Annotated in this window: 15 protein-coding genes; 9 read left to right on the forward strand and 6 right to left on the reverse strand. The window is 63.7% G+C overall.

Going from position 1 to position 12,962, the window contains the following annotated elements; translation table 11 throughout:
- Positions 1-11 precede the first annotated feature (11 nt).
- The 3 genes from pip to CG471_RS14420 all read left to right on the forward strand — a co-directional run bounded on the left by pip (position 12) and on the right by CG471_RS14420 (position 1,788).
- Positions 12-953 (forward strand): prolyl aminopeptidase, encoded by a 942-nt coding sequence (pip, locus tag CG471_RS14410; RefSeq protein ID WP_099232287.1) that lies wholly within the window; start codon positions 12-14, stop codon positions 951-953.
- A 21-nt stretch (positions 954-974) separates the two neighbouring features.
- Positions 975-1,388, forward strand: coding sequence for a membrane protease subunit (locus CG471_RS14415; RefSeq protein WP_037518689.1), 414 nt, complete (start codon positions 975-977; stop codon positions 1,386-1,388).
- A gap of 85 nt (positions 1,389-1,473) precedes the next feature.
- Positions 1,474-1,788 carry a hypothetical protein gene (locus CG471_RS14420; protein ID WP_037490849.1) on the forward strand — a complete coding sequence of 105 codons (315 nt, stop codon included), beginning with the start codon at positions 1,474-1,476 and terminating at the stop codon, positions 1,786-1,788.
- 109 nt (positions 1,789-1,897) lie between these two features.
- Here CG471_RS14420 and CG471_RS14425 read toward each other — a convergent pair whose 3' ends face one another.
- From CG471_RS14425 to CG471_RS14440, 4 genes are read right to left on the reverse strand one after another with little or no spacing between them, the layout of a single operon-like run.
- On the reverse strand, positions 1,898-2,329 hold the full coding sequence (locus CG471_RS14425; RefSeq protein ID WP_099232288.1) for a hypothetical protein: 432 nt from the start codon (positions 2,327-2,329) through the stop codon (positions 1,898-1,900).
- Complete coding sequence (gene uvrB, locus CG471_RS14430; protein WP_097385271.1) at positions 2,326-4,509, reverse strand: excinuclease ABC subunit UvrB; 2,184 nt, start codon at positions 4,507-4,509, stop codon at positions 2,326-2,328. Before uvrB ends, CG471_RS14425 begins: the two co-directional genes overlap by 4 nt.
- 50 nt (positions 4,510-4,559) lie before the next feature.
- Complete coding sequence (locus CG471_RS14435) at positions 4,560-4,985, reverse strand: hypothetical protein (RefSeq protein WP_099232289.1); 426 nt, start codon at positions 4,983-4,985, stop codon at positions 4,560-4,562.
- Complete coding sequence (locus CG471_RS14440; RefSeq protein WP_099232290.1) at positions 4,975-5,991, reverse strand: DNA/RNA non-specific endonuclease; 1,017 nt, start codon at positions 5,989-5,991, stop codon at positions 4,975-4,977. The genes CG471_RS14435 and CG471_RS14440 overlap by 11 nt, the downstream gene beginning before the upstream one ends.
- Positions 5,992-6,199: 208 nt before the next feature.
- On the opposite strand from CG471_RS14440, the gene CG471_RS14445 reads away from it, so the two are divergent.
- From CG471_RS14445 to CG471_RS14460, 4 genes are all read left to right on the forward strand, one after another.
- The gene (locus CG471_RS14445; RefSeq protein WP_099232291.1) at positions 6,200-6,766 is read left to right on the forward strand and encodes a DUF3617 domain-containing protein; all 567 of its coding nucleotides are present in this window, start codon (positions 6,200-6,202) and stop codon (positions 6,764-6,766) included.
- Complete coding sequence (locus CG471_RS14450; protein ID WP_099232292.1) at positions 6,763-7,698, forward strand: hypothetical protein; 936 nt, start codon at positions 6,763-6,765, stop codon at positions 7,696-7,698. The genes CG471_RS14445 and CG471_RS14450 overlap by 4 nt, the downstream gene beginning before the upstream one ends.
- The gene (locus CG471_RS14455; RefSeq protein WP_099232293.1) at positions 7,676-7,981 is read left to right on the forward strand and encodes an HNH endonuclease; all 306 of its coding nucleotides are present in this window, start codon (positions 7,676-7,678) and stop codon (positions 7,979-7,981) included. Before CG471_RS14450 ends, CG471_RS14455 begins: the two co-directional genes overlap by 23 nt.
- An 80-nt stretch (positions 7,982-8,061) precedes the next feature.
- Positions 8,062-8,568: a DUF3617 domain-containing protein gene (locus CG471_RS14460; RefSeq protein ID WP_004209910.1), complete on the forward strand. Its 507-nt coding sequence runs from the start codon at positions 8,062-8,064 to the stop codon at positions 8,566-8,568.
- 25 nt (positions 8,569-8,593) lie between these two features.
- Here the strand turns inward: CG471_RS14460 and CG471_RS14465 are convergent, their stop codons facing one another.
- Positions 8,594-9,274, reverse strand: a complete 681-nt coding sequence (locus tag CG471_RS14465; protein ID WP_099232294.1) for an HPP family protein — start codon at positions 9,272-9,274, stop codon at positions 8,594-8,596.
- 67 nt (positions 9,275-9,341) lie between these two features.
- Positions 9,342-10,559 carry an MBL fold metallo-hydrolase gene (locus CG471_RS14470; protein WP_099232305.1) on the reverse strand — a complete coding sequence of 406 codons (1,218 nt, stop codon included), beginning with the start codon at positions 10,557-10,559 and terminating at the stop codon, positions 9,342-9,344.
- A 198-nt stretch (positions 10,560-10,757) separates the two neighbouring features.
- Between CG471_RS14470 and CG471_RS14475 the strand changes: the two genes are divergently transcribed.
- Together CG471_RS14475 and CG471_RS14480 are read left to right on the forward strand one after the other, a co-directional pair.
- A complete protein-coding gene (locus tag CG471_RS14475; protein ID WP_099232295.1) occupies positions 10,758-12,209 on the forward strand; it encodes an arylsulfatase in 1,452 nt (483 codons plus the stop codon).
- 80 nt (positions 12,210-12,289) lie between these two features.
- Positions 12,290-12,922, forward strand: a complete 633-nt coding sequence (locus CG471_RS14480) for a MarC family protein (protein ID WP_099232296.1) — start codon at positions 12,290-12,292, stop codon at positions 12,920-12,922.
- Positions 12,923-12,962 lie beyond the last annotated feature (40 nt).

Consider the following 12,962-nt stretch of genomic DNA (forward strand, 5'->3'; position numbering starts at 1 on the left):
AGGACGGTGTCATGCGCAGCCTCTATCCGCCGATCGAACCCTACGCCACTGGTCATCTTGACGTAGGCGATGGCCACAGCCTCTATTGGGAACGGTCCGGCACGCCCGGCGCCAAGCCTGCGGTCTTCCTGCATGGCGGGCCGGGCGGCGGCATATCGCCCGATCATCGCCGCCTGTTCGATCCCGCCCGCTATGACGTGCTGCTGTTCGACCAGCGCGGCTGCGGTCGCTCTACCCCGCATGCCCATCTCGACGCCAACACCACCTGGCATCTGGTCGCCGATATCGAGCGCTTGCGCGAGATGATGGGCGTCGACCAGTGGCTGGTCTTCGGCGGTAGCTGGGGCTCGACCCTGGCACTGGCCTATGCGCAGGCGCATGTCGCGCGCGTCACCGAACTGGTGCTGCGCGGCATCTTCACCATCCGCCAGTCAGAGATCGACTGGTATTATCAACAGGGCGCCAGCCGCATCTATCCCGACAAGTGGGAACGCTTCGTCGCGCCGATTCCGGAAGGTGAGCGCGGCGACATGGTCGGCGCCTATCGCCGCATCCTGACCGGTGATGATCGTGCCGCGCAGGTCGCCGCCGCCAAGGCGTGGAGCGTCTGGGAGGGCGAGACCATCCGCCTGCTACCGGACGAGGCGTTGTCCGCGACCCATGAGGGCGATGATTTCGCGCTCGCCTTCGCCCGGATCGAAAATCATTATTTCGTCCATCGCGGCTGGCTGGAGGACGGCCAGCTGATCCGCGAGGCAGGCAAGCTGGCGGGCATTCCCGGCGTCATCGTCCAGGGCCGCTACGACATGGCCTGCCCGGCCGAAACCGCCTGGGCACTGCACCGCGCCTGGCCGCAGGCGCGCTTCGAAATGATCGAAGGCGCCGGTCATGCGTTCAACGAACCGGGTATATTGGATGCGCTGATCCGCGCGACCGACGGATTTGCGGGTTAATCCGCGTCACAGGGGGAAGGCATGGTGCGACTGACCGGAACCGGCATATTGGGTCTCGCCTTGCTCATCGGCGTGACGCTGTCCGGTATATTATGGGGCTGCCCCAGCTACAATGTCTACAGCAAGGAACAGGCCGGCCGTGCCGCCCTTGCAGAGGCACAATCCTCGCGCCAGATCGCGGTGCTGGAAGCGCGCGCGAAGCTGGAAAGCGCCAAGATGCTGGCCGATGCCGAAGTCGTTCGGGCCGAGGGGGCCGCGCGGGCCAACCGCATCCTGCAGGACAGCCTGGGCGGGCCGGATGGCTATCTGCGCTATCTGCAGATTCAGGCGATCGACAACAAGGATGCCAGCCTCATCTATGTGCCGACCGAAGGCGGATTGCCGTTGCTTGAAAGCAGCCGGCTTGCGCCGCGCGCGCCCGGCCAGGCCAATTGAGGGATATTTTTCTGCTGCGCCTTTGTTGAGAGGCTGATGTCTCGAATGGCGCGATGAAGTTGACGGAGGAAAAGACGTGCGGACTATGATGTTGCTGGCGACGGCGCTGTTTCTCGCCTCCTGTGGCGGCGGCGATGAGGTGACGGCGGTCGAGAACCGGAACATGCCCGAAACGGGCGCGGCGGCTGAAGTCGCCAAGCTCGACCCCGACCTGCGCAACGGCGTGCTGGAAAAGGCGATCAAGGCATCGGGCGTCGCCTGCCCCTCGGTCACCGGTTCGGAACGCGCCGAAATCCGGCCGGGCGTCAAGGGCTGGAAGGCCCAGTGCGACAACCAGACCGCGCATCTGATCGAAATCCTGCCCGATGGCACCGCGAAGGTTACCAGCCGGACCCATTGATCCCTGTCTAGAGCAGATTCCGATCCGACTGCGTCGGCTCGACTGCTCTATCCTCCTGTTGCGACGCGTTTTCCGAATCATCAGGTGTTCGACCTGATTGGAAAACGCTCTAGGCGGCGCCCGGTCCTGATCGGGCGCCGGTGATCCGCGCCAGCAATGCCATGACGCCCATCACGATCAGCGTGATCCAGGGCGATGCCATCATGATGATGCCGAGGACGATATTCGCGCCGCCGGCAAAGTCGGCAAGATAATCCTGCCGCAATTGCCCGACGGCAAAGGTCGCGAACAGCGCCGTCATGCTGATCGCCACCGCCCAGAGCCATCGCCGGGAACTGCCGATCAGCGCGAGTGCCAGCATGGGCAGCGCCGCGATGACGAAATGAAATAGGACGCCATCGGGCGCATCGATGAAGCCCAGGCGTCCGTTCGTGAAGGGCGTCCGTCCGACGACGATATCGGCCGCCACATTTTCGGCCAGCATGATGACGAGGCCGATGCCCAGCGCTGTACCGATCAGGAGCAGGCGGCGGCGTATCACCGCCCGAACTTCCGCGTCGTCTTCCCGAACCGTCCTTTCCGTGTGCCCGGCTTGCCCTCGGTCGCGCGGCCGCGCGGGGCGGCCACCTGCTGGTCTGCCGGCAGGCCCAGTTCCTCCGCCTCCAGCTTGCGGATTTCGTCGCGGATGCGGCCGGCTTCCTCGAACTCCAGGTCTGCCGCCGCCGCGCGCATCTTCTTCTCCAGATCCTCGATATAGGCGCGCAGATTATGGCCGACGAGATGCGGGCGATCCTCCAGCCCCGTCTCGACCGTGACCTGATCCTTGCTCGCGACATGGGCGATGATGTCGCCGATATTCTTCTTCACGGTGAAGGGCGTGATGCCATGCGCGTCATTATAGGCCTGCTGCTTTTCACGGCGGCGGGAGGTCTCGTTGAGCGCGCGCTCCATGCTGCCCGTCACCCGGTCGGCATAGAGGATGACGCGGCCGTCGACATTGCGGGCGGCGCGGCCGATCGTCTGGATCAGCGATGTCTCGCTGCGCAAAAAGCCTTCCTTGTCCGCATCGAGGATCGCCACCAGCCCGCATTCGGGAATATCCAGCCCCTCGCGCAGCAGGTTGATGCCGATCAGCACGTCATAGACGCCCAACCGCAAATCGCGGATCAGCTCGATGCGCTCCAGCGTCTCGACGTCGCTGTGCATGTAGCGGACCTTGATCCCGGCCTCATGCATGAACTCGGTCAGATCCTCGGCCATCCGCTTGGTCAGCGTGGTGACGAGCGTGCGATATCCCTGTGCCGCGACCTTGCGGCATTCGTTGATCAGGTCATCGACCTGGTCCTCGACCGGCTTGATCTCGACCGGCGGGTCAATGAGGCCGGTGGGGCGGATCACCTGCTCGCTGAACACGCCACCGGTCTGCTCCATTTCCCACGGGCCGGGGGTGGCGGAAACGCTGACCGTCTGCGGCCGCATCGCGTCCCATTCATTGAAGCGCAGCGGCCGGTTGTCGATGCAACTGGGCAGGCGGAAGCCATATTCGGCGAGGGTAATCTTGCGTCGGTGGTCGCCGCGCGCCATCGCGCCGATCTGCGGTACGGTCTGGTGGCTTTCATCCACGAACAGCACGGCATTTTCGGGCAGATATTCAAACAAGGTCGGCGGCGGTTCGCCGGGCAGGCGACCGGTCAGGAAGCGGCTGTAATTCTCGATCCCCGCGCAACTGCCGGTCGCCGCGATCATCTCCAGGTCGAAATTGGTGCGTTGCTCCAGTCGCTGCGCCTCCAGCAGCTTGCCTTCGGCCTCCAGTTCCTTCAGCCGCTCGGTCAGCTCGAAGCGGATCGCCTCCATCGCCTGCTTCAAGGTCGGGCCGGGGGTCACATGGTGGCTATTGGGAAAGACCTTCACATAATCGAGGCTGGCGACCTTCCTGCCGGACAGCGGATCGAATTCGACAATCTCCTCGATCTCGTCGCCGAAGAAGCTGACGCGCCAGGCCGTGTCCTCATAATGGGACGGGAAGATTTCCAGATTGTCGCCCTTCACGCGGAAATTGCCGCGCGCGAAACCCGCGTCGTTGCGCTTGTACTGGAGCGCCACCAGCTTGCGAATGATCTCGCGCTGGTCCTCGATCCCGCCCTTCTTCATGGAGAAGGTCATGGCCGAATAGGTTTCGACCGACCCGATGCCATAGAGGCACGAGACCGACGCGACGATGATGACATCGTCCCGCTCCAGCAGCGCACGGGTGGCCGAATGGCGCATCCGGTCGATGCTTTCGTTTACCGAGCTTTCCTTTTCGATATAGGTGTCCGACCGCGCGACATAGGCTTCGGGTTGATAATAGTCGTAATAGCTGACGAAATATTCGACCGCATTGTCGGGGAAGAAGCTCTTGAACTCGCCATAGAGCTGCGCCGCCAATATCTTGTTGGGCGCCAGTATCAGCGCCGGACGCTGCAACGCCTCGATCGTCTTGGCCATGGTGAAGGTCTTGCCCGATCCGGTGACGCCCAGCAGCACTTGGTCCTTCTCGCCCTGCTCGGCCGCCGCCACCAGTTCGGCGATCGCGGTCGGCTGGTCGCCCGACGGTTCATAGTCGCTGACCAGGGTGAAGGGGCGTCCACCCTCGCTCTTCTCCGGGCGCGCGGGCCGGTGCGGCACGAAGTCCTGGCCGGTTTCGGGTTCGTCAAGGCTGGTGCGGATCTGAATCGACATGGGCGTAATATGGGGCCTTTGGGCAAGGGCGCAATCCGCGCCCTGGCAAGTCAGGGCTGCAATTCGAACGCGCTCTTGGGCGGCGGCGGATAGACGACCGGCTTGTCGCCGAACCGCGCGCGCAACGCGGCTTCGCGGCGCTCGCTATCGATAACTTCGACATCCACCTCTTCAGGATATCGGAAGCTGACATGAAATTTCTTCCCAGTGATCATATATTCCAACACCGACCAGCGCATGTTGGGGCCGTCGGGTTCCAGATACCAGGCTTCCCAAAGCATATCGCTGAGATTTGTGTCGCGCGGATTATAATAACGAACGACGTCGCCTTCATCCTTGAAAACGCTGGGGCTTACCCACCCGTCTCCGATTTCCACATACAGAAACACGCCATCTGGATCGCCTCCGACCAAGCTGGCCAATTCTTGACCGATCTCGTTCATGAGCGGTCCCAGGGTATCGAGTTTATCGCTCATGACGCCGGCCTTTTCTTTCGTTCGAGAAATCCCGGAATTCTTCGACGCCGTTGATGCGCCAAGTGACATGGATTCGATAAGGCCGTTTTGACGCTCCCTCATAAACGGGAACGATATGAACAACGACCTTCTTTCCGTCGCGCAGTGCCTGCGTCCATCCATCTTCCATAGCGCGGTAGGCGCCTCGATTGGAATTCCGATCCTGGGCGAAATCGTTGAAGCTGTCGCCGGGACCGTTGAAACGGGCAGCAATGAAATGACCGCCATCGTCACCGGGGCGACGATCCGGCTGACCTGCCTGAGCCTGTGCCTGGCGGGAGCGTTTGGCGATCGGCCCATCCGTAAGTTTGGCAATAATTTCTCTTGGGCGAGCGATGACGTCGATATCGAACGCATAGCCATTTCTCACTTCCCGCTGCCAGTTCGAGTTCAGTAGCTGGCTTTCCAGCGACGGCGGATCAGCCGGATCGGGCGGCAAGTCCCCGCCATGCGTATCCATATAATGGGCAAGGGCGACGACCTTGTTCTTGGCTGCCCGCCCCGCATCCAGATAGGTCTGATGTGGCAGCTTCAGCCGTTGTCCGATCTGCAAGGGTTGATCGAGCGGCATGTTGTTCAGCCAGGCGAGGTCCGCAGCCGTCAGCCCCTGGCGCTGGGCGGCGATACGGCTGAGCGTGTCGCCCTGCTTGACCATGTAGAGCGAATGATTGGCGGGGTGATCGGCGCGAAAGCGATCGCGATCGGGCGCACCATTTCTCCTTGTCGCCAACGGTGACGATGACCGTGCGACGCCGGTGCCACCGGGACGGGACGAAGGCGCATTTGCGTTGCCACCCGTGGCGCCGAAATAGCGGCCCTGTCCACGGAAGGTGAAGCGACCGTTTTCCTCGTCATGCCAAGGGTTGAATTTCACCTCGATCGCGTCCGGCCCGATACGCCGACCGGTGCGGAGATAAAGACGGAATGCGGTTTCGCGATTGGATCGAATAGACTCCCTCTCGATCATCGACACGCCTCCCCCATTGATGACCGAAACACCTACCATGACATCTGGAACAAATCAAGAACAAGCTATGTAAGAGCGCACCTCGGCACCTTGCCACGCCCCGCCACCCCGGATCGCAATAATCCCGATATCCAGACCCGCCGCCGCTTGCTAAGTCTGGGCCAGATAAAGGGTCGCTTCTGCCAAGATATGCCAGGGGAAGCCGGTGATGACCAAAGCCTTGACCAACGGCCTGCTGGCCTGCGCGCTCGCGGCGCTGGCCGGATGCAACAAGCCGCCCGCCAGCCAGGACACACAGATCGCCGCGACCGACGCGATGAGCCATGACGCCGCCGTCACGCAGATCGAGAAGGTGCAGCTCAAGCCTGGCCAGTGGGAAGGGCGCTTCGTGATGGAGCGGATCGACATGAGCGGCGGGGAGGCGATGCCCGCGGCGGCGCGCCAGCAGATGCAGCAGGCGATGAACCGCACCCTGCGCTATTGCGTCACGCCCGAGCAGGCCGCCCATCCCGATGGCCGCGCCTTTTCCGGCGATCCTGGCAAGGATTGCCGCTACAGCGACTTCGCCGTGCGCGGCGGCACGGTGAAGGGCAATGTCACCTGCCAACGCGATGGCGGCACCAGCAGCATGACGATGGCCGGCATCTATGCACCCGACAGCTATGCGGTGCAGATGGACATGCGACAGACCGGCTTGCCCAATGGCATGGAGATGGCGATGAAGGCACGGTCTGAGGGCCATTGGATGGGGCCGGATTGTGCGGAGGGGCAATGAAAGCATCCGGCAAGCGCGCGCTGGCTGTGGTCATGGCGTTGGCGGTCGTCACCGGCGCGAAGGCGCAGGCGCCAACCGTGCCATCAGACGATATCGTGGTGCAGGGGCAGCGGCTTACCCGTCAGGAAGCGCTAACCCGCGCGCAGGGCTTCGTGCGAACGCTCGGGGTGGTCCAGGGGGATCGCAGCCTCGCTCGCTGGGTCGAGCCGATCTGCCCTAAGGTGATCGGTCTTTCGGCTGAGCATGGTCGCATCGTGATGGACCGGCTGCAGGCGACGATCGGGGCGATAGGCGCCCCTCTGGCCAAGGGCACATGCGATACCAACCTGCTCGTGGCCTTTGTCAGCGACGGAAAGCAGATGGTCAACATCATCGACCAGAAGCAGAGCCGCCGCATGGCCCAGGTGCAGGGGCCGGAACGACGTGCCCTGCTGGAAAGCGATGCGCCGATCCGTTGGTGGTATATGATCGACCTGGGCTCGGGCGACGGCACGGGCCTAGGGTCGAACGCGCCGCCGGGCGTTGGCGGCAACAGCGATACCGGCGCGCCGATGTGGGATGGCATCCCGACCAGCCAATCCTATGGATCGAGCCTGATACGCGGCCCGGTCATCCGGATGATCTCAGCCGCGACAATATTGATCGACGTCAATCGGGCGGAGGGGGTGCCGCTGACGGCGGTGGTCGATTATGCCGCCTTTGTCGGGCTGGCCGAGGTGCGCGCTCGGGCGCTGCCGCCGCTTCCGTCGATCCTTAATCTGTTCGGCGCGCAGCCTGAGGAAGCGAGCGGTCCGAACCATGTCCTGACCGACTGGGACCGGCGCTTCCTGGTTCGCCTCTATACGCTGCCGCTCAATCGCCTGGCGTCGGCACAGCGAAACCGGCTGGTCAACGCCCTGCTGGATGAGGATGGGCCGGACACTGCCGACTGACGGATTGGATCTTTGCTGGCTCTGCGCCCGCCCGCTCGGCGCGCGGGTCGAATGGCATCATCCCGTGCCCAAGAGCCGCGGCGGGCGACAGCTGGTGCCGGTGCATCCGATCTGTCACCGCACCATCCACGCCACCCTGTCCAATGCGGAACTTGCCCGCGCCTATGCCGATGCCATGGCCTTGCGCAGCCATCCCGCCATCGCCCGCTTCCTCGGCTGGATCGCCGACAAGCCGGCCGATTTCCATGCGCCCACCCTGTCGGCCGGACGGCGACGGCGATGAATGAATGGGCGCGATAATTTCCCTTGCGCCCGCGCGCGCATCGGTAGAGCGTGCCGCCGTGGAACGAACGGGGAGAGGATATGCGTGACATTCTGACGCTGGGCGGCTTGCTGGCCACCAGCCTGACCCTTGCCGCCTGTGGCAGCGAACCGGCCGCTCCGCCCGCGCAGGAGGAGGAAGCCGCGCCGGCGATGATGAAGAGCGGGCAATGGACGCTCAGCCGCAAGACCACCGGCTACAACACGCCCACCGTCACGGCGGAGGAATATCAGGCTGCGCTCAAGCAGGTGAGCGAGGACAAGATCTGCATCAAGGTCGATGCCGCCGGCGTGCCCGACGCCGATGCGCTGGCCGGGGCGGAAGGCAGCGACTGCAGCTACAAGGACAAGATGGTGCGCAAGGGCCGACTGATCGCGACCCTCGCCTGCAAGGCCGGCGCCGGCACCTCCGAAATCGTGGTCGAGGGCAATTTTACCGAGGATACGCTGACTTTCGGCACCACCATGACCAAGACGCAGGGCGGCAAGCCGGTGCTGCGCACCACCCACGACCTGTCCGGCAAGCGCGACGGCGACTGCCCGGCCTGATCGGCGGCACCGATCCGGGTGGGCCTCAGCCCGCCCGGCGGGCCTGGGCGTGGATTTCCGCCCGCGACAGCAGCAGGTCCAGGTCGGCGCGGCTGATGTCGAAATTGTCGGGCAGTTCGGCCAGCGCCTTGTCGATATCCTCCAGATGAAAGCCCGCCTCCGCGCGCATCTTGTCGGCGATCACCGGCGGCGCGACCGGCTGGTGGGGATAGCTGTGGCCCGACAGGCGGTGGAAGAACAGGCCGAGGGACATCAGGGCGATCGAATTGATCCCGACCGGCGCAAAGGCGAAGGCATAGCCCGCATCATGAATGCCCTGGCTGCCGATCACCGCGGTCAGCGCCGCCGCGCCGCCGGGCGGATGCAGGCAGCGCAGCAGGCTCATCAATATTATCGCCACGCCCACCGCCACGCCGGCCGCGACCATCATGTCGGGGATCAGCTGATAGGCGGCGACGCCGATCAGGCTGGACAGGATATTGCCGCCCACCACCGACCAGGGCTGGGCCAGCGGGCTCGCGGGCACGGCAAAGATCAGCACCGCCGACGCGCCCAGCGGCGCAACGATGATCGGCAGGTCGCCGGCATGCAGCGGCAACTGGCTGCACACCAATATGGTGAGGCTGATGCCGATCGCGGCGCCCAGGCCCGCAACCAGTCGATCGATCGGGCGGGCGCCAGCAAGCAGGGGCTTGAAGAGGTTCATGCCCGGCCCATGCGGCGCGCAGGCGCGAAACGCCACCCAGATTTTCTTCGCGTCGCCCGAGGGCCGCTTATTGCAGCGCGTCGATCGCCCGCTGGTCGCAATGCCTGGGGCCGCGCGGCACCGGGCTGACATTGGGCACCAGCAGCGACTGGCCGATCCGCACCGGGGCGAAGCGCTTTCGCTCTATCCCCGCGCAGCGCAGATATTGCTCCAGCATCCGCGGCGGCGTGTCGCGCTTCTCGTAGGAGAGGCGGAAGGTGCCCCAGTGGATCGGGATCGCGGTCGATGCGCCCAGCCGCTCGAACAGTTCGACCGCGCGGCGCGGGCCGATATGCGCGTCCGATTCCATCTGCCCCGGCCAGAAGCGGAAGGCGCCGATCGGGATCAGCGCCAGCCGGATCGGCCCGAACCGCGTCGCATCGCCGGTCCAGCCCATGTCGCCCGCGCCGGTGTCACCTGCAAAATAGATATTGCCCGCCCGCGTCTCGATCAGGAAGCTCGACCAGAGCGCCCGGTTGCGGTCGGTGAACCAGCGGCTGCTCCAATGATGGTTGCGCGTCGCATGGACCCGATAGTCCGGGCAATGCTCGTAATTCTCGCACTGGATCACCGCTTCGGGCACCAGTCCGTTCAACTGCGCGCCGGTCACCGACTGGCCCCAGTCGAGCGCGACCGACGGGATGCCGTTCGCCTTCAATAGCGCATCATTGCCCAGCGCCGTGACGATCCTGGGCCGGTCGCGCTGCCACAGCATCTTGAGCGTCGGGATATCCAGATGGTCATAATGATTATGACTGATGACGATCAGGTCGATCCTGGGCAGATCCTTCATCCTGATGCCCGGCTCCGCGACCCGTTTCGGCCCCAGCGGCGGAAAGGGGCTGGCATGGTCGGACCAGATCGGATCGGTCAATATGTTGATGCCTGCCGCCTGCACCAGCACGGTCGCATGACCGACCCAGGTGGCGACCATGCCGCGCGGTGCGGCAAAGGGGGCGGGGCGCGCCGGTTTCACCGCCACCGCATCGGGCCATTCGGGGCGGTCGTCATTGCCCACCAGCCAGCGGGCGATGAAGCCCTGCCGGCTGGTGCCGGGCGGGGCGGGCATGTCGATCGCGCCATCGGGGTTGAAGAAGCGGGCGCCGTCATAATGGCGGCTCGCCGGCCCCTCATAATAGATGCGGTCGAGGAAGGGCGGCACGATCACCGTCGCCAGGCAGGCGGCGATCAGCAGGAACAGCAGCGCGACACCGACAGCCTTCATCATTGCAACCGCGCGTGCCATGCCTGCTCCCATGCCCGTCATCGCGCCGCCATAGCGCACCGGCGGGGCAGGGCAAGGCCTCCCTATTGCCCCTGATCCACATTGGCGGCCCCGGTTTTCCCGGCCTCAGGCTCAAGGATAACCCTGATAGCAACCGGTCCATCGCCGACCTAGCCTTGCGCCGTTCGTCTTCCCAAGTCTGACTCGCAGGAGCATCACATGAGCAAAAAGCCGAATATCCTCATCATTTGGGGCGATGATGTCGGGATGTGGAATCTCAGTTGCTATCATCGCGGCATGATGGGTGGCTCCACCCCGAATATCGACCGGATCGCGAAGAAGGGCATGATGTTCATGGATCATTATGCCCAGGCCTCCTGTACCGCCGGGCGCGCCGCCTTCATCACCGGCCAATATCCGATCCGCGTCGGCCTCAGCACCGTCGGCCTGCCGGGGGCGGAACAGGGGATTCAGAAGGAAGATCCGACCCTCGCCGAATTGCTCAAGCCCCATGGCTATGCCACCGGCCAGTTCGGCAAGAACCATCTGGGCGACCTCGACAAGCATCTGCCCACGATGCACGGCTTCGATGAATTTTTCGGCATTCTCTACCATCTGAACGCCGGCGAATATCCCGAACAATATGATTATCCCAAGGATGATCCGCGTTTCCAGCAGCGTGGCGTGATCCATGCCTGGGCCGACGGCAAGGGGGGCCAGACGGTGGAAGACAAGGGGCCGTTCGGCCGCGAACGCCAGCGCACCCTGGATGATGAGGTGATGGCCGAATCCAAGCGTTTCATTCGCGATACGGTGGCATCGGACACGCCCTTCTTCGTCTGGCACAACACGACGCGGATGCATTATCGCACCAATTTGCCGCCCAAATATGACGGCAAGACCGGCTATGGCCTCTATGCCGACGGCATGGCGCAACTGGACGATCATGTCGGCGAATTGCTCGACCTGCTCGAAGAACTGGGCATCGCCGACAATACGGTGGTGATGTTCTCGACCGACAATGGCGCGGCTTCCAACAGCTGGCCCGATGGCGGCAATCATCCCTTCCACGGCGAAAAGGGCGTAGGCGGCTTCGAAGGCGGCTTCCGCGTGCCCATGGTCGTATCCTGGCCCGGCAAGATTCAGGAAAATGTCGCGACCGGCGAGTTCATGGCGATGGAGGACTGGATTCCCACCATCCTCTCGGCCCTGGGCGAGCCTGATCTCAAGGAGGAATTGCTCAAGGGCAAGACCATCGGGAGCATGACCTACAAGGTCCATCTCGACGGTTATGACCAGACCGCGCTGCTCAGCGGCAAGGGACCGTCAACTCGCAAGGACTTCTATTATTTCACCGAAACCACGCTGCATGGGCTGCGCTATGGCGACTGGAAGTTCCTGTTCAAGAAACAGGACAAATGGTTCAACGGCGTGCAGGAACAGATGACCACGCCCTTTATCACGAACCTGAAGCTCGATCCGTTCGAGCGTTTCCATGAAGCGCGCGGCTATGACGAATGGCAGGAAAATCATAGCTGGACGCTGGGTGCCGCGACCCAGGTCATCGCCGGCTTCATGAAGTCACTGGCGGCCTATCCGCCTCGCATGAAGAGCTTCGATCTCGATCTCGATGCCATGGTGGCGGACGCCTCGACGGCACAATCGCGCTGACCGTTCAGCGTCCATGATGACGATGCCGCAGGTACCCGGCCTGCGGCATCCAATGGTTTAGCAGGATAGGGGAGCGTGCCATGAATGACCTCAGTTTCGTCCTGATCATCTTCTTTGTCACGCTGGGGCCGATCAAGGTGATCCCGGCCTATGCCCAACTGACCAGTCAATTGTCCGAAAGCGATCGTCGCGGACTGGCGATCAAGGCGACCCTGCTGGCCACGGCCGTCGGCTTCCTGATCCTTTTCCTGGGCGACAAGCTGCGCCAGAATTGGCAGATCGGCTCGGCGGACCTGTTGCTGACCGGTGGCGTATTGCTGCTGATCGGCGCGCTGGAGGCGGTCAAGAATGCGCAGCATGCGCCCCCGCCGGGCGCACCGCCGACCTCGGTCAAGGGGCTGGCGCTGTCGCCCGTCACCTTTCCGATCATCATCACGCCCTATGGTATCGTCGCGCTGCTGCTGTTCGCGGCGGTGGCGAGCGATACCCAGACCTTCCTGATCGGGGTGTTCGGGATTTTCCTGGGCATGATGGTCGCCGATTGTCTCGCCATGATCTTTGCCCGGCAATTGCTGGGCTTCATCCGCATCGGCACGCTGATGGCGTTCGGCTGGCTGGTCGCCGTGCTCCAGGCGGCGCTGGCGATTCATGCCTTCATGTCGGGCCTGCAGCAATATGGCGTCGTGCCCGGACCGCTTCCCGTCGTCCCTTGATGCGACGGGGTGGCGGATCAGGCGCCTGCCGGCCCTGATC

The sequence above is a fragment of the Sphingobium sp. IP1 genome (assembly GCF_002708645.1).
GTDB lineage: Bacteria > Pseudomonadota > Alphaproteobacteria > Sphingomonadales > Sphingomonadaceae > Sphingobium > Sphingobium yanoikuyae.

Bases quoted from the DNA above. Each gene is read 5' to 3' on its own strand.
- pip (WP_099232287.1), top strand. From the start codon at position 12: ATGCGCAGCCTCTATCCGCCGATCGAACCCTACGCCACTGGTCATCTT.
- CG471_RS14415 (WP_037518689.1), top strand. From the start codon at position 975: ATGGTGCGACTGACCGGAACCGGCATATTGGGTCTCGCCTTGCTCATC.
- CG471_RS14420 (WP_037490849.1), top strand. From the start codon at position 1,474: ATGATGTTGCTGGCGACGGCGCTGTTTCTCGCCTCCTGTGGCGGCGGC.
- uvrB (WP_097385271.1), bottom strand. From the start codon at position 4,509: ATGTCGATTCAGATCCGCACCAGCCTTGACGAACCCGAAACCGGCCAG.
- CG471_RS14435 (WP_099232289.1), bottom strand. From the start codon at position 4,985: ATGAGCGATAAACTCGATACCCTGGGACCGCTCATGAACGAGATCGGT.
- CG471_RS14440 (WP_099232290.1), bottom strand. From the start codon at position 5,991: ATGATCGAGAGGGAGTCTATTCGATCCAATCGCGAAACCGCATTCCGT.
- CG471_RS14445 (WP_099232291.1), top strand. From the start codon at position 6,200: ATGACCAAAGCCTTGACCAACGGCCTGCTGGCCTGCGCGCTCGCGGCG.
- CG471_RS14450 (WP_099232292.1), top strand. From the start codon at position 6,763: ATGAAAGCATCCGGCAAGCGCGCGCTGGCTGTGGTCATGGCGTTGGCG.
- CG471_RS14455 (WP_099232293.1), top strand. From the start codon at position 7,676: ATGGGCCGGACACTGCCGACTGACGGATTGGATCTTTGCTGGCTCTGC.
- CG471_RS14460 (WP_004209910.1), top strand. From the start codon at position 8,062: ATGCGTGACATTCTGACGCTGGGCGGCTTGCTGGCCACCAGCCTGACC.
- CG471_RS14465 (WP_099232294.1), bottom strand. From the start codon at position 9,274: ATGAACCTCTTCAAGCCCCTGCTTGCTGGCGCCCGCCCGATCGATCGA.
- CG471_RS14470 (WP_099232305.1), bottom strand. From the start codon at position 10,559: ATGGCACGCGCGGTTGCAATGATGAAGGCTGTCGGTGTCGCGCTGCTG.
- CG471_RS14475 (WP_099232295.1), top strand. From the start codon at position 10,758: ATGAGCAAAAAGCCGAATATCCTCATCATTTGGGGCGATGATGTCGGG.
- CG471_RS14480 (WP_099232296.1), top strand. From the start codon at position 12,290: ATGAATGACCTCAGTTTCGTCCTGATCATCTTCTTTGTCACGCTGGGG.